This is a genomic window from Sinomonas humi (genome assembly GCF_000802235.1).
Classification (GTDB): domain Bacteria; phylum Actinomycetota; class Actinomycetes; order Actinomycetales; family Micrococcaceae; genus Sinomonas; species Sinomonas humi.
Window position 1 is genome coordinate 13,725 of record NZ_JTDL01000146.1, and the last position, 14,863, is coordinate 28,587.

Genomic DNA, 14,863 nt, shown 5'->3' on the forward strand with positions numbered 1-14,863 from the left:
CCGGTTATGGCACTGAGCGCACTCGACATGTTCTCCGTGGGCATCGGCCCGTCGTCGTCGCACACGGTCGGGCCCATGCGGGCGGCGGTCCTGTTCACGGATGGCCTGCGCGCTGCGGGGGTGCTGGGCGCCGTCGAACGCGTCCAGGCCGAGCTGTTCGGCTCGCTGGGTGCGACCGGGCACGGGCACGGCTCGGACAAAGCCGTGATCCTAGGCCTTCAGGGCGAGCGGCCCGAGACCGTCGACACGGACACCGCCGACGCCCGTGTGGCCCAGGCCGGGGCCGAGGGGAAGCTGCTGCTCGCGGGGGAGCGGTACATCGCGTTCACCCGAAGCGAGGACGTCGTGATGCACCGGAGGCGTTCGCTCCCAGCTCACCCCAATGGGATGGTCTTCAGGGCGTACGACGGCGCGGGGCAGCTTCTGCGGGAAGGCACCTTCTACTCGGTGGGCGGCGGGTTCGTCGTCGACGAGTCTGCGGTCGGCGCGGACCGGATCGTCCAGGACTCGACGCCGCTGCCGTACCCGTTCACGACGGGGGCGGAGCTGCTCGCCCACTGCGGCCGCGAGGGCAAGCGTGTCAGCGACATCATGCTCGCCAACGAGCTGTCCTGGCGTACTGAGGAGGAACTCCGCGCCGAGCTCCTGCATATCTGGGCGGTGATGCAGGAATGCGTGCGCAACGGCTGCACGCGAACCGAGAAGCTCCTCCCCGGGGGGCTCAAGGTCCCGCGGCGTGCGCCCAAGCTGCTCGCCGACCTTGAGGCGGCGAACGATCAGACCGACCCCATCCGAGCGATGGACTGGGTCAACCTGTTCGCGCTCGCGGTCAACGAGGAGAACGCATCGGGCGGTCGGATCGTCACCGCGCCGACGAACGGGGCGGCGGGGATCGTTCCCGCCGTCCTGCACTACTACATGACGTTCGTTCCCGGAGCGGACGACGACGGCGTCGTGCGCTTCCTGCTCACGGCGGCGGCCGTGGGGATCCTGTTCAAGGAGAACGCCTCGATCTCGGGCGCCGAGGTCGGGTGTCAGGGCGAGGTGGGCTCGGCGTGTGCGATGGCGGCCGGCGGCCTCTGCGAGGTCCTGGGCGGGACGCCTGAGCAGGTCGAGAACGCTGCCGAGATCGGCATCGAGCACAATCTCGGGCTGACGTGCGATCCGGTGGGCGGCCTCGTGCAGATTCCGTGCATCGAGCGGAACGCCGTCGCGAGCAACAAGGCCATCAACGCCGCGCGGATCGCGCTGCGCGGGGATGGCAGCCACAAGGTCTCCCTCGACAAGGCCATCAAGACCATGCGCGAGACCGGGGCGGACATGAAGATCAAGTACAAGGAGACATCACGCGGCGGGCTCGCCGTGAACGTCATCGAGTGCTGAGGGGGAGTTCTGCATGCGGCAGACAACCGTGGTCAAGACGCGGACCGGCCGCGGCCGGCGTGACGACTGGTCGCAGCTGGTCGGTCGTACTGTCGAGGTGTGGTTCCAGGGCGAGCAGGTCGCAACGGGTGTTGTAGACCTTGCCGCCTCGGACGACACCGTGCTCTGGCTCGCAGCCCAAGGGATCCAGCGCCGGAAGCTCTACGACAAGCTCGCGGGGTACGAGGTGTGGGCGTAGGAGCGGCGACACCCCGGAGAAGGCCGCTGCCCCTTTCCTTGCGTTTGTCCAGCTTCGCTGAGGGTATTGATTTCGCACGACGCCTGACTACCGCGTGTGGCCGTCCGGCCGTCCCTTGTGGCGATGAAAGCGGGTAAAGGTGGCAGAACACGTGCGGGGCGCTCATTCTCTGGGTGCCAGCTCGCTCGGCGGGAGATACAGGCTTCTTGAGAAGATCGGAGCGGGCTCGATGGCAGTCGTCCATCGAGCCTTCGACGAGTTCCTGGAGCGCGAGGTCGCAGTCAAGCTCATCCACTCGACCGCTGCGGACGAGGCGGAGCTGCGACGCAGCGACGTCGAGGTCGAGCTCCTCGCACGGCTCAGCCACCCGGGGCTCGTGACGCTGCTCGATGCCGGGGCTGAGTGGACGGCAGAGGGTGTGCCGCGCATCTTCCTCGTCATGGAGCTCGTCTCGGGCCCCGACCTGCGGTCGCGGCTCAAGGAGGGCCCCCTCCCGGCGACCCGAGCGGCCGAGATCGGCCACGATCTCGCGGAGGCGCTCGGCTACATCCACGACAAGGGAGTGGTGCACCGGGACGTCAAGCCCGCGAACATCCTCCTGCTGGACGACGCCGTCAAGGGCACGCGTGCGCACGCGAAGCTCACGGATTTCGGCATCGCGCGGATGACGGAATCGGTCCTCACGCTCGAAGACGCCGTCTCCGGCACACCCGCCTACTTGAGCCCCGAGCAGGTGCGCGGAGACGTGGCCAGCCCCGCGAGCGACATCTATTCGCTCGGGCTCGTCCTCCTGCAGTGCCTCACCGGCGAGCTCGCCTTCCCCGGCGCCCCGCTCGAGAGCGCAATGCGCCGGCTCACGCAAGGACCGCCGATTCCCGACGTGGTAGACCCGCTCTGGCGCGAGCTCGTCGTCGGGATGACTGCCTTGGACCCAGCCCAAAGGCTCACTGCCGTCGAGGCTGCCGCCTCGCTCTACCGGCTTGCCGCGCTGGGCACCGTCGGCGCACTCGCGCCGTTGGGCCAGCCCCTGAACCTGGCTGCTCAGCCAGCCGCGAGCTGACCGAGCAGGCTCGTCGCGAAGGCCTCGAGGAGCTTGTCCGGGCCGGTGTAGACCTCGGCTGCCCCGGCTTCCTTCAACTCGGCCTCGCTGGTTCCTCCGCACGTGACGGCGATCGTGGGGATGTCCAGCTTCGAGGCTGCGTACACGTCCCAGACGGAGTCGCCGACGTACACGACATCCTCCGCGCGGAGGTCTCCTGCTTCCAGGGCCGCGACGAGGATGTCCGGCGCGGGCTTGCTCTCCTCGGCGTCCGAGGAGCTGGTCGCTGCAGTGATCGCGTCGTCGGCGTCGAGCGCCCTCCGCAGCACACGGAGTTCGCGCTCGCGAGCCGAAGAGGCCAGCACGACGGCGAGTCCCGCCTCGGCGCACTTCCGCACGAGGCCGCGGGCGCCGTCGAACGCTACCAGCGAAGGCCAATAGGTGCCGAAGACGGCGCCGTGGGTCGCCTTGAGCTCGGCATCCTCGCTCTCGTCGCGGTCCTCGCCCAGCAGATGGGCAATGAGCTTGTCGCCGCCCATCCCCACGGCGCGGTGGATCGCGGACATCGGGACCTTGTGCTCGAACTGCCGGAAGGCCTCCCACCACGCGAGAGCGTGGAAATAGCTCGAGTCGATGAGCGTTCCGTCGACATCGAAGAGCACTCCGCGCGTTTGTGCGTCCATCCGTTCCGCCTTCCGTCCTCGGGGTAATGCTCCAGTGCCCGAACCCCAGCAACTCAAACGCAAGGAGGATGCCATGGCAGACAAGAACCAGGACGGCGGCGTGCGCAAAGGGAGTGAAAGCTCGGATTCGCTCAAGTATTCGCAGGAGATCAAGTCTCCCGACGACAAGCCCGAGCGCGAGGGGCGGAGCCTCGTCACCACGAACCACGACGTCATCCGGCAGTGGGCAGAGGAACGCGACGGCACCCCAGCCACCGTGGAGGGGACCGAGCACGGTGACCACCTTGGCGTCCTGCGGATCGACTTCGGCGCCAAGAACGACAAGCTCCGGCACATCGACTGGGACGAATGGTTCGCGACATTCGACGAGCGCAAGCTGAACTTCATCTATCAGGAGCAGCGCAGCGACGGCACCCAGTCGAACTTCTTCCAACTGGAGAATCCGAACCGGGAAGACGCCTAGCCAACGCGGCGTTTCTGCGAACCCGGGAGCCTCCTGGGCGGGGAGTAGTACTCGTGGCCGGTGGGGGTGACGGTGAGGATGTCGCCTCTGGTCCCCACGGGCCGAGTTTGATCTGGGGGATCCGTTCCGACGACGGCCCGTTCCCAGCCGGTGGATTCCTTGACATGGTTGCAGGCCTCGCACAGGCCCTGCCCGTTCTCCGCGCTCGTCTCCCCGCCGGAGGCCGCGGGGACTATGTGGTCGATGTGCCGGATCGGCGCCTCGCAGTATGGGGTGCGGCAGACCTGGTCGCGGATCTCGATGAACTGGGCCATTGCCCTCGGGAAGCGGCGCAGCTTGCTGTCCATGGCGGCGAGCTCGCCGGTGCTCGGATCGAGGTACAGGCGACGCAGCCACACCCCCGCCAGGGAGGCGGCGCCAGCAGGTAGGACCCTGGTGCTGCTTGCCGCGGTGCTGCCGGCGGGCATGCTTGTCGGCGCTGTTGCGGCGTGGGTCACCATGGTCCGGGCCTGGGCGGCTGGGATTGTGCCGTAGCCCTGCAGCAGCGCGGGCTCGCGGGCCCCTCGGAAGAGGGAGGATTCCGTCATGACCAGACCCACGCGCAGGGGCACGGCATCGGCGTGGGCCTGACCGGTTACCCGCTCTACCAGAGTGTCGGCGGCCACCTGCCCACTGGTCCGCGGGTCTCCCGTGGCCTTGGCCGCCCGGCCTGCTGCACGCAGTGCCTCTGCGGCCGCCGCGGCTTGGGCGACGGGAAGGATTGCGGTGAGCTGTGCCATCGCGTCGGGCAGTCGCCTGACCGTGACGCGGCGCCCCTCCTCGGCCTTGCGTACGCGAGCTGTGGCCGCGGCGTCGTCGATCGCGTCGACCGCGGCGCGCACCGCGTCCTGGACGCCCCGGTCGCCGAGGCCTTCAAGGCGCTGCGGATGCCCGCAAAGGTCCTCATCCACGGCCGCCCGAGCGGAGGGGGAGAGGACTTCGACACCTTCGGCCACGAAGATCGCCCGTTCCTCGGTCAGCTGGCCCCCCGCAAGAGCTCGCAGCGTGCACGGGAGTTCGGCCACGAGCCGCTTCGAGGCCGAAAGCAACTTGGCCCCACGGGCCGGGGAAACCTTCCGGGCCAAGGCGATCTGGGCTGAAGCCGAGCGTTCCCTGGAGCGGGCGGAGTCGCGGCCAGTCTTGGACTCGAGGGCGGCGGCGCGCGGGTCCATCCCTGCCTCGCACAAAGCGGCGAACGTCGCTTGAATGCGTGCTTGCTCCGCCGCCGCGGCTGCCTTGAGCCGCTCGAGCGCGTCCAGGCGGTCGATCAGCTCTGGGCCACCGAGGTCCCTTGGCCCTGAGGAGAGTGCCAGACGCGCGACGAAGGAGGCGACCTCCTCCGTCGACGGCCCCGGGGCCCGGCTCAGCAGCCCCTCGAAGGCCTCTCGCCAGCCACCCTCCGAAGGGCGGCACTCCTCGGCAGCGCGCGTCGGCACCTTCTCGAGCGAGTCGTTCGCCCGGCGCTCGAATCGGTCCCCCATCCCCACCATGGAGACATTCTATCGAACATATGTTCGAAAAACAAACAACCAAACAAATATCCGAAAGGCGGACTAACTGACGCTAGCTCAAGCCTGAGCAGACGTGGCGACGAGCACGACCTCCGGCCGGCCCGCATCGGAAGGCGCCATTCCCGAGAAGGCTGCGCTGAGGCTCGGTTCAAGGTGCTTCACGACCGTTCCTCGCGCCGAATCACGAAGCACGATGGCGCGCGCGCCCACATCCGCGGCGTGCCGGGCCAGGACGTCGGCAGCTGCGGCGCGATCGCCGACGCTGTGCAGGATCAGGCCGCGGGCTGTGAGGCCATCCAGACCCCCATCTCCGAGCCTGGCGAGGTGAGCTGCGACGGCGGCCCGTGCCTCGTCTTCGCTTTCCGGGCTGATTGCGAGCTCTTCGAGCACTTCGGTCTCCCGGACGTGCACAATCTCGAGCGGCGCACGCTCGGAGCGGGCGAGGGCTGCAGCGCGGTCGACGACGGCGGTCGCGGCGGCGTTTGCGCTGACGGCGGCGACGACGGGCCGGGAGATCGGGGCGCCGGACGTCGGTGTGCCTGGCGTCGCTGTGCCGGACGTCGGTGTGCCAAGGGCGAGCGGCTCGAGCGTGGGCGTCGAGAGCCCGGGTTGTGCAGCCCCGGGTTGTGCGCCCCCGGGCTCGACCGACTCAGGCTCCACGGACTCAGGCTCCACGGCTTCCGGCGCCGCCTCGCGCTCGGCGGCGGCGACGAGGCGGTGGCCCGCCGCGAGTACGGGGATCGCGAGGAGGAACGCGAGGGCCCCCACCAGGAACGCGACACTCTGGTTCGAGGCCTCTGCGATCTTGCCGGCGGCAAACGGGGCGAGGCCGCCGCCGATGAACCGGACGAAGCCGTACGCCGAGGAGGCCACTGGGCGGTCGACGGGGGCCACGAGCATGACTGCCTGGGTCGTGAGCGTGTTGTTGATGCCGATGAAGGCGCCGCTCACGATGACGGCGACGATCACGACGCTCGGCGTCGCCACGCCGAACGCGATGACGGCCATGACGATGCCGAGGCCGAGCATGTTCACGTAGAGCACGGGCGCTGTGCCGAAGCGCCGCTGGAGCCGGGGCGCGAACACGACCGCGAACAGCGCCACGAGGACGCCCCAACCGGTGAAGACGAGGCCGAGCTGGTGCGGGTCGAGCTTCATCGGGTACGGCGCGTAGCCGAGCATTGTGAAGAAGCCCCAGTTGTAGAGCAGCGCCATGATCCCCATGATCAGGAGCCCGCGGTGGCGCAGCGCGAGCAGCGGGGCGGCGAGAGAGGTCTTCTTCGCGGGTTTGGGCTGCTTCGGCACGAAGATCAGGGTGGCAACGAGCGCGAGGCCCATGAGCACGGCGACGCCGTAGAAGGGCCCGCGCCAGCTGATGCTGCCGAGCTCGCCGCCGAGCAGGGGCCCGACGGCGATGCCGATGCCGAGCGCTGTCTCGTAGAGGATGATGGCGCCCGAGAAGCCGCCCTTTGCCGAAGACACGATGACCGCGAGGCTCGTCGCGATGAACAGCGCGTTGCCCAGGCCCCACCCTGCCCGGAATCCGACGATCCCGCCGATCGAGCCCGACGTGCCCGCGAGTGCCGCGAAGACGACGATGAGGAAGAGCCCCACGATGAGGGTCAGCTTGGAGCCGATGCGGCTCGAGACCCAGCCGACGACGAGCATCGCGACGGCGGTCACCACGAGGTAGCTCGTGAACAGGAGGGAAACGTCGCTCGGCGTGGCGTGGAGGCTCGAGGCGAGCGCCGGCAGGATCGGGTCGACAAGACCGATGCCCATGAAGGAGATGACGCAGGCGAAGGCGACCGCCCACACCGCGCCGGGCTGTTTGAACGGATTGGTCTTCGTGCCGTGAGGGGCGCTCATCGCTTTGCCGTTCCTCTCTGTGAGTTCTGCGGCGGTGCCGCTTCTTGTGCTGCTGCCGACACCAGGCGTTCGAGGGCCGGAAGAGCGGCCTCGATCGCGGCGCGATCAGTGGGTTCTAGGGTTTCGAGGAGTTCCCGGAGGTGGGCGTCGCGCCGCTTCCGACGCTGCGAGAACACCTCGCGGCCCCGGGGGGTGCTGGCCACCAGGACGCTCCGCCGGTCGTCGTCGGGCGTCTCTCGCGCAACGAGCCCATCGCTCTCCAGGCGCCCGACCAGCTGGGTCATGGCCGGCTGGGAGACCCCTTCGGCCCTGGCGAGCTCCGTGATCCGCAGGGGACCCTCGGCCTCAAGCCGAGCGAGAGCCGAGGCCGCCGACGGCGAGATGCCGCCCACGGCAGCGACGCTCCGCAGGCGGCGGGTGAGCTGTTCGATGACCCGGGAGAAGCGCTCGACCGGGTCCCGGTGGGTCGCCTCTGGGAAATTCATAAGCCCATTATTACATAATTTGCTTATGATCTCCGCAAACCTGGCTGCGCTTGTCTAGCCAGCCGCCCTGGTATCGGCTCCGGCAGTGACGAATTCCCTGCCGCGCGTCTCCGGACCGAAGGCGATCAGCACGGCGATGAAGATCGCGATGATCCCGGCCACGAGGGCCATCGCCAACGCATAGTTCCCACCGGTCGACTGGGCGATGAGGGCCTGGATCGTCGCGTTCGCTGCCGCGATCACGTTGCCGACCTGGTAGACGAAGCCCGGCAGGACCGCACGGGTGCCTTCGGGCACGAGCTCGTTGAGGTAAGCCGGGATGACGCCCCAGGCGCCCTGGACCATGAACTGGATGAGGAACGCGCCGATGCCAAGGGCCACCGAACCGGTCGAGAACGCCCACAGCGGGATGCACGGAAGGGCGAGGAGCGCGAAGACGATGATGGTCCGCTTCCGGCCGAAGCGCTCGGAGAGCGAACCGGCGATGAGGCCGCCGATGATCGCCGCGATGTTGTAGAAGATCGCGATGAGGCTCACCGTTCCGGCACTGAAATGCCGCTGGACGGTGAGGAACGTCGGGTAGAGGTCCTGGGTTCCGTGGCTGAAGAAGTTGAACCCGGCCATGAGGAACACTGCGAAGATCAGGATCGGCCAGTTCGCGGCCACGGCCGGCCAGAACGCCGCCTTGCGCTCGCCGTCTGCAGCCACGCCGTTGCCAGCCACGCCGTTGCCAGCCACGCCTCGACGTGCCCCGCGCGTTGCCGTCCAGACCGGGGATTCGTCGACCCGGAAGAAGATGTACACGGCGAGCAGGATCGGAACCACGCCGATCGCGAACATGCCGCGCCACCCGACGGAGTTGATGAGCAGGCCGTAGACGATCGACGCGATGAGGTAGCCGAGCGGGTAGCCCGCTTGGAAGATCCCGGAGACCAAGCCGCGCGAGCGCGTGGGGATCGATTCCATCGTCAGGGCCGAGGCGACACCCCAAATGCCGCCCATCGCTATCCCGTAGAGCACCCGCAGGGTGAAGAACGTCTCGAAGTTGGGGGAGAGGGCCGACCCCAGCTCTATGAGCGAGAACACGACGATATTGATCACGAGGATCGGCTTGCGGCCGAACCGTTCCGCGAGGGGCCCGAACACGAGAGCGCCGACCGGGCGGAGGACGAGGGTGAAGGTGATCGCGAGCGTCGCCGTGACGATCGTGATGTGGAAGTCCTTCGCGAGGGACGAGAGGGCGAAGACGAGGACGAAGTAGTCGAAAGCGTCGAGCGTCCAGCTGCCCGCCCCGGCGAAGAGTGCCTTGCGTTGGGTGGGAGTCCACGGCTCCCGAGGCTGCCGTTCTCTTGGCTGGTTCGCATCGCTGCGTGACATTGGCCTCCCCTTCTTCCGCCTGCTCCTTTTCGGCCCTTTCCCAGCTTCCTGGGTTTCAAGCGAACTTGCGTCTCCCCTGCCTCGGGATGCGACGCTAGGAAAATGGCGGTCACAAACCGGTCACGCACTTTCCCATCCCGCGCAGCCCTCGGCAGGGCCCGCACGGCCGCGCTCTCAGGGCTGCGAACCGCCATGGCGCGGAGCCGGCTCGAGCTCGCAGGCAAGACCGCGCTAGCCGCCGGACTCGCGTGGGCGGTCGCGCCGCTCATGCCTGCGCCCGCCGCGCATTACCCCTACTACGCCCCGCTCGGCGCGCTGGTCACGATGTACCCGACGGTCGCCGACTCCGCAAGGAAGGGCCTCCAGAGCCTTCTCGGGCTCGGGCTGGGGATCGGCGTCGCCTTCGCCGTCGCGTCGTTCAGCGGTGCGAACGCTGCCGCGGTGGCCGCCGTGGTCGGCCTCGGCGTCCTGGTAGGCGGGATGCCCCGCATGGGGGCCGCGAGCGACTGGGTGCCCATGGCAGGGCTGTTCGTCCTGGTCATTGGGGGGCAGCGAGCGGACGCCTTCTCGCTCGGGTACGTGCTCCAGATGGCGGTTGGAATCGCGATTGGCTTCGCCGTCAATTGGCTCATCCTGCCGCCGCTGCACTTCAAGGCCATCGGTTCCGCCTTCGCGCGGCAACGCCGGGCTCTCGCTCGGCAGCTCGAGGACATGGCCGAGGCCATGGAAGAATCCTGGCCGCCCGACCACAGCGACTGGGCCGAGCGGGACGAGCAGCTCGCGCGCACGGCGAGCGAGGTCCGGCAAGCTGTGCACCGCGCTGAGGTGAGCGCACGGGCGAACCCGCGGCGCCGTCGTCATCCGCGGGATCTCGGGGAGGACCTCAAGGACCTCCGTGCCATCGAGCGCCTCACGTTCCAAGTCCAGGACATCACGGACGTCCTCTCTAGCGCCATCTGGGAGGAGCGGGCCGGGACCGCGGTCCCTCCCGAGCTGACCGGCGAGCTCAGCGTGGCTCTCCGGGCTTCCGCCGCCGTGATGCGCGCCTGGGGAGAGGACGACGTCGAAGCTCCCCTTGACGAGGCCGAGCAAGCCCTCGATGTGCTCACGAGAGGCTTCGCCGACGTCATTTCACGAGGTGTTTCCGTCAACGCCACCGCCTCAGTCGCGATGAGCCTGCGGCGCGCCGTCCAGATCGTCAGGAGGCGCTCGTCAGCCAGGGCGTGAGCGGCCAGACCGTGAGCGGCCAGGGCGTGAGGGGCTAGGGCGTGAGGGGACGGTGCGAGGTGCGCGGGGGAGAGGACCGGGGCCTGGGCCCGGCCCGCGGCGCCCGGGATCGCCGTCGCTCCCCGGCCGCGACCAGATCCGAGAGGCTGATCTCGATCCCGAGCCAGGGATTTCCCCGGTTCGGGATCACGAGCTCCGCGAGCGGGACGTCTCGGCGTTGAGTCCGGCCGGTGCCGCAGACCCACAGCACCTTCGCCCGCGTTTCACCCACGGCGACGAGGTAGCCATGGACCTCGGCCTTGCCCTTCCGGACGATGACCTTGCGGCTCCCTGCCATTGCAAGGACCAGTTCCTCGCGGCTGGGACCGCTCTCAACAGTAGGCTCCACCACAGCACCCCCTGAGCAGAGGTTCCTACACAGGTACAGGATGGACCGTCGGGGGATTCGGCGCCAGAGGCTTTCAATGCCATTTCGCGGGCCAGCCGTTCGGCACTCGGCCCGGTTCCGGGCATAGACGAGCCGGAGGATTCCCCGGCTCAGGGAGTCCTCCGGCAAGCTTTTGGATCAGGAAAGCCTGGCGGCTGGGATCAGAGGAGCTTCTTCTCCTCAAGCCGCAGGGCGATGCCGATCGCAAAGAATGTGGGCGCCCAGTGGCCCACGAAGATGCCCCAGCGATCGGATTGGGCGCGGTCGTGCCGGGGGTTGATCCGGCTGAAGGTCCAGGAAAGGACCGAGAGCCCGATGGACCCGAACCCCGCCATGTAGGCGTATTCGCTCTTCATTCCCATGTCATGCAGTTTCTCCAACATGAGACCTCAATCCCCACTGTCGGCGGTTTGAATCCAGTAGTCACTCATGAGGGACCAGTCATGCGATTGACCAATCAGGGCCGAGGATTTCCTCGAGCACGCTGCGGCGCTGCTCGCATAGGGTTCCACTCCGGGCGTGCCCCTTCTGGAGCTCGAGCCACCGGCCCATAAGCGCTTCCTCTGAGTCGGGGCAAAATGCCTCCGGCGCACGGCCTTTTGCAGAAAGGAAGTTCCTGAGCCCCTCGACGCTAGCCAAGAAGGCGTCGTCATTGGCCTGCGGCGCGTCAGAGATGTCCGTGATCTGGCGCGAAAGCACCCGTCTCATGAATTCGTCCATGGATCCCCCCACTGGTTGTACGTGCCGTTGTACATGTCCGATCCCGCGGATTATTCACGGTCAAGCTGGGAGCCAGCTGTCAGATTTCACCCTTGGAACGGCCGATAGGATTGCCGGATGGTTCGTACCCGGCTGTACCGCGACGGCAAGCTCGAGCGCGAAGACCTGGCGCTCGGCGAGATCGAAGGGCTGCTTTCCAAGGACGGAGCCGCCGTATGGATCGACTACGAATCGCCCAGCGAAGAGGATCTCGGTGCGATGGAGACGATCCTGGGCCTCCATCGGCTCGCGGTCGAGGACGCCGTCCACGATCACCAGCGGCCCAAGCTCGATCGGTATCCGAGCCATCTCTTCCTTGCGGCCTACGAGGCGGCTCTCGCCCCGGAAGGAAGCGATCTGACCGTCACCGAGGTCAAGGCGTTCATCACGCGCCGTGCCCTCGTCACCGTCCACGGTGCGGACTTCGCCGTCGAACGGCTCACCGAGAAGTGGGACCAGGAGAACGACCTCGCGGGGCACGGCGTCGCCTTCCTGCTCTGGGGGCTCATGGACCTCCTCGTGGACGGGCACTTCGACGTGGTCCAGGACCTCGACGAGCGCATCGAGGGCCTCGAGGATGCCCTCTTCGACGATCATTCGTCCGATCACGATCTGCAGCGGCGCTCGTTCGAACTCCGCAAGAGCCTCGTCCGCCTCCGCCGGGTGGTGCTTCCTATGCGTGAGGTGCTCAACACCGTGCTGAGGCGGGACCTCGATATCGCGGACCCGTCAATGCAGCCGTTCTTCCAAGACGTCTACGACCATGTCCTGAGGGCCTCGGACTGGACCGAGTCGCTGCGCGACCTCGTCGGCAGCATCCTCGAGACCCATATCAGCATCCAAGGCAACCGCATGAACCTCGTGATGAAGAAGCTCACTAGCTGGGCTGCGATCATCGCGGTGCCCACGGCAGTCACGGGCTTCTTCGGGCAGAACGTCCCGTTCCTCGGGTTCCAGAGCACCTTGGGGCTGGTCCTGTCGCTCAGCCTCATCACGGCCGGTGCCCTGGGGCTGTACTGGCTCTTCCGGCGCAAGGAATGGCTCTGACTCCGTCGGGATGTTCAGTTTCCTTACTATCGGGTAACATAGCTGGCTGTGGGTGATGGGGCTCACACTTCTCTTCGATGATCGGGGCATCAATGGACGTGAGCACGATTCGTGAACTGGCACTGCAGATCAGCGGCATCGACATGATCGTCGCGCTCTCGCCTTCCTCGGGTACTCCCGCCGAGACCTCCTCAGGGGCGGAGGCCCCAGCCGACGACGACGGCGAGATCCCTTCGGCGCAGTCCGCAGCCCTCTAGGGGCGTGAGGCCCACTCGTCGATGAGCGCGTGAAGCTCGGCTTTGCGCTCGCTGCCAGCGAAGGATGCATCGACCGAATTGCGGGCGAGCCGTTCGAGGGCACTCTCTTCGAGAGACGGGAACGCTGCCGTGAGGCCGGCCATGTTGTCCGCCAAGTAGCCGCCGAAGTAGGCGGGGTCGTCGGAGTTGACGGTGACCATGATCCCTTGATCGAGCAGATCCAGAATGGGGTGCTCGGCGAGGCTCGAGATCACGGCGAGCTTGACGTTCGAGAATGGGCAGAGCGTGAGTGGGATGCGTTCGCGCCGAAGGCGTTCGATGAGTTCGGGATCCTCGATTGAGCGGATGCCGTGGTCGATCCTTTCGGCGCCGAGGAGGTCCAACGCCTCCCAGACGTAGGCGGCCGGTCCTTCCTCCCCGGCGTGGGCGACCACGCGCAGGCCGAGTTCCTTCGCTCGGGCGAAGACGGGGGTGAAGAGTTCGGGCGGGTAGCCTACCTCCGCCGAGTCCAATCCCACCGCGAGGAGGTCACCTGCCCGGTGGGCAAGCGACTCGAGGGTCTCTAGCGCTTCCGGCACGGGCCTGTCCCGGAGGAACGAGAGGATGAGCCCGCCGCTGATCCCCTTGCGCGCTCCGGTGTGGAGTGCGTCGAGCAGGCCGTCGAGCACATCCTCCGCGGCGAGGCCTCGGGCGGTGTGAGCTTGGGCGTCGAAGAAGATCTCCGCATGCCGGACGCCCTGTTCGTAGGCCCGTTCGAGATAGCGCTCGCCGAGGGTTCGGAAGTCGTCCCGAGTCTGCAGGACCGCCATGCACTCGTAGTACAGGTCGAGGAACGATTGGAGGCTCGTGAACTGATAGGCCTCGCGGAGATCCTCGACTGACTGGAAGGGCAGGCCCACGTTATTGCGTGCGGCGAGCTCGAAAACCATTTCGGGTTCGAGCGTTCCCTCGATATGCAGATGCAGTTCCGCCGTGGGGAGTGCCGCGACGCGCGCGGTCGACGTTGCCATACCCTTCCTTCCTGTGCGTGTTTGGTTGGAGAAACCGAGGGTACCAACCATTCAGGCGCCGCCGAATTGGGAGATCAGGCGGCGTTGGTGATGGTGTTTCATGGGTGGATGCCAGGGGAGAGATGGCGGGCCGAATTCGGCCCGCCATCTCAATGTCCCGGGCCATCTCAATTTCCCCGCCATCTCAATGTCCCGGCCATCTCAATGTCACTGACGCTCGAAAAGGACAGCCATGAGCGACGAAGACCGGCGGCGCGAGCTCGGCAGCAATGACGCTCCGGTCGAGGCGGAAATCGAGGAGTCCTTCGACCGCATCGTGGTCGAGGGGGCGCAGCGACTGCACCGCACCTGGCCTTCGGTCCTCATCACCGGATTCTTCGGCGGCGTCGAAGTCGGACTCGGCGTCATGGCCTACCTCGCAGTCCTGCACACGACCGGGAACAAGCTCCTTGCCGGACTTGCGTTCGGCATCGGGTTCATCGCCCTCCTGCTGGCGAAGAGCGAACTCTTCACGGAGGGGTTTCTGGTGCCTATCGCCGCCGTCGTGGCCCGCGAGGCGCGAGTTGGGCAGCTCGTCAAACTGTGGACAGGAACGCTTGCCGCCAACCTCGTGGGCGGCTGGTGCTTCATGTGGCTGGTCATGCGAGCGTTTCCCGAATGGGCTCCAACCGTCACCGAATCGGCTCGGCATTTCGCAGAGGCGCCCCCAAATCTCCAGTCCCTCTGCCTGGCGGCCCTGGGTGGCAGCACGATCACCTTGATGACCCGTATGCAGCAGGGGACGGAGTCCGTGCCGGCCAAGATCGTCGCGGCCGTCGCAGGAGGCTTCCTGCTCTCGGGACTACCGCTGTTCCACTCGGTCCTCGATTCCCTGCTGATCTTCGGGGCCCTCCACGTGGGCGCCCCCTTCGGTTACGGACAGTGGTTCGGCTGGTTCGTCTACACGGCGGTCTTCAACGTCCTCGGCGGCTTGCTGCTCGTGACTGCGCTTCGGCTGCTCCGCAGCAAGGAGCTGCTGAGCGAGCGGCGCAGCGGCTCCTCCTGAAGGC

The 14,863-nt window shown here is 67.3% G+C and carries 17 protein-coding genes; 8 read left to right on the forward strand and 9 right to left on the reverse strand.

The annotated features are described in order from the left end of the window. Positions 1-6: 6 nt before the first annotated feature. From LK10_RS18220 to LK10_RS18230, 3 genes are all read left to right on the forward strand, one after another. Positions 7-1,383: an L-serine ammonia-lyase gene (locus LK10_RS18220; protein ID WP_043126921.1), complete on the forward strand. Its 1,377-nt coding sequence runs from the start codon at positions 7-9 to the stop codon at positions 1,381-1,383. 13 nt (positions 1,384-1,396) lie between these two features. Continuing rightward, positions 1,397-1,621 (forward strand): hypothetical protein, encoded by a 225-nt coding sequence (locus LK10_RS18225; RefSeq protein ID WP_043126924.1) that lies wholly within the window; start codon positions 1,397-1,399, stop codon positions 1,619-1,621. A 151-nt stretch (positions 1,622-1,772) separates the two neighbouring features. After that, a complete protein-coding gene (locus tag LK10_RS18230; RefSeq protein ID WP_269429534.1) occupies positions 1,773-2,681 on the forward strand; it encodes a serine/threonine-protein kinase in 909 nt (302 codons plus the stop codon). Here LK10_RS18230 and LK10_RS18235 read toward each other — a convergent pair. Then, the gene (locus tag LK10_RS18235; RefSeq protein WP_043126927.1) at positions 2,663-3,343 is read right to left on the reverse strand and encodes an HAD family hydrolase; all 681 of its coding nucleotides are present in this window, start codon (positions 3,341-3,343) and stop codon (positions 2,663-2,665) included. The two genes, LK10_RS18230 and LK10_RS18235, sit on opposite strands and share 19 nt — an antisense overlap. 73 nt (positions 3,344-3,416) lie before the next feature. Here LK10_RS18235 and LK10_RS18240 point away from each other — a divergent pair, with 73 nt between their 5' ends. Beyond that, positions 3,417-3,806 carry a hypothetical protein gene (locus LK10_RS18240; RefSeq protein ID WP_197061989.1) on the forward strand — a complete coding sequence of 130 codons (390 nt, stop codon included), beginning with the start codon at positions 3,417-3,419 and terminating at the stop codon, positions 3,804-3,806. Here LK10_RS18240 and LK10_RS18245 read toward each other — a convergent pair. The 4 genes from LK10_RS18245 to LK10_RS18260 all read right to left on the reverse strand — a co-directional run bounded on the left by LK10_RS18245 (position 3,803) and on the right by LK10_RS18260 (position 9,087). After that, positions 3,803-5,335, reverse strand: coding sequence for an HNH endonuclease signature motif containing protein (locus tag LK10_RS18245; RefSeq protein ID WP_052207559.1), 1,533 nt, complete (start codon positions 5,333-5,335; stop codon positions 3,803-3,805). The two genes, LK10_RS18240 and LK10_RS18245, sit on opposite strands and share 4 nt — an antisense overlap. A gap of 78 nt (positions 5,336-5,413) precedes the next feature. Further along, positions 5,414-7,225 carry an MFS transporter gene (locus tag LK10_RS18250; RefSeq protein WP_052207560.1) on the reverse strand — a complete coding sequence of 604 codons (1,812 nt, stop codon included), beginning with the start codon at positions 7,223-7,225 and terminating at the stop codon, positions 5,414-5,416. Beyond that, a complete protein-coding gene (locus LK10_RS18255; RefSeq protein ID WP_052207561.1) occupies positions 7,222-7,710 on the reverse strand; it encodes a MarR family winged helix-turn-helix transcriptional regulator in 489 nt (162 codons plus the stop codon). The genes LK10_RS18250 and LK10_RS18255 overlap by 4 nt, the downstream gene beginning before the upstream one ends. Before the next feature lie 54 nt (positions 7,711-7,764). Continuing rightward, positions 7,765-9,087 carry an MFS transporter gene (locus tag LK10_RS18260; RefSeq protein WP_052207562.1) on the reverse strand — a complete coding sequence of 441 codons (1,323 nt, stop codon included), beginning with the start codon at positions 9,085-9,087 and terminating at the stop codon, positions 7,765-7,767. 102 nt (positions 9,088-9,189) lie between these two features. Here LK10_RS18260 and LK10_RS18265 point away from each other — a divergent pair, with 102 nt between their 5' ends. Next, positions 9,190-10,314 carry an FUSC family protein gene (locus tag LK10_RS18265; protein WP_081998670.1) on the forward strand — a complete coding sequence of 375 codons (1,125 nt, stop codon included), beginning with the start codon at positions 9,190-9,192 and terminating at the stop codon, positions 10,312-10,314. A gap of 34 nt (positions 10,315-10,348) precedes the next feature. On the opposite strand, the gene LK10_RS18270 is transcribed toward LK10_RS18265, so the two are convergent. From LK10_RS18270 to LK10_RS18280, 3 genes are all read right to left on the reverse strand, one after another. Next, positions 10,349-10,702, reverse strand: coding sequence for a hypothetical protein (locus LK10_RS18270; protein ID WP_197061990.1), 354 nt, complete (start codon positions 10,700-10,702; stop codon positions 10,349-10,351). 200 nt (positions 10,703-10,902) lie between these two features. After that, positions 10,903-11,103 carry a hypothetical protein gene (locus LK10_RS18275; RefSeq protein WP_231567841.1) on the reverse strand — a complete coding sequence of 67 codons (201 nt, stop codon included), beginning with the start codon at positions 11,101-11,103 and terminating at the stop codon, positions 10,903-10,905. A gap of 79 nt (positions 11,104-11,182) precedes the next feature. Next, positions 11,183-11,461: a hypothetical protein gene (locus tag LK10_RS18280; protein ID WP_043126936.1), complete on the reverse strand. Its 279-nt coding sequence runs from the start codon at positions 11,459-11,461 to the stop codon at positions 11,183-11,185. A 117-nt stretch (positions 11,462-11,578) separates the two neighbouring features. Here LK10_RS18280 and LK10_RS18285 point away from each other — a divergent pair, with 117 nt between their 5' ends. Together LK10_RS18285 and LK10_RS22060 are read left to right on the forward strand one after the other, a co-directional pair. Then, positions 11,579-12,547, forward strand: coding sequence for a magnesium transporter CorA family protein (locus LK10_RS18285; RefSeq protein ID WP_043126938.1), 969 nt, complete (start codon positions 11,579-11,581; stop codon positions 12,545-12,547). Between the two features lie 77 nt (positions 12,548-12,624). After that, a complete protein-coding gene (locus tag LK10_RS22060; RefSeq protein ID WP_156144254.1) occupies positions 12,625-12,804 on the forward strand; it encodes a hypothetical protein in 180 nt (59 codons plus the stop codon). Here the strand turns inward: LK10_RS22060 and LK10_RS18290 are convergent. Beyond that, positions 12,801-13,814, reverse strand: coding sequence for an adenosine deaminase (locus tag LK10_RS18290; protein WP_043126942.1), 1,014 nt, complete (start codon positions 13,812-13,814; stop codon positions 12,801-12,803). The two genes, LK10_RS22060 and LK10_RS18290, sit on opposite strands and share 4 nt — an antisense overlap. A 232-nt stretch (positions 13,815-14,046) precedes the next feature. Here LK10_RS18290 and LK10_RS18295 point away from each other — a divergent pair, with 232 nt between their 5' ends. Beyond that, positions 14,047-14,859, forward strand: coding sequence for a formate/nitrite transporter family protein (locus tag LK10_RS18295; protein ID WP_043126946.1), 813 nt, complete (start codon positions 14,047-14,049; stop codon positions 14,857-14,859). Positions 14,860-14,863 lie beyond the last annotated feature (4 nt).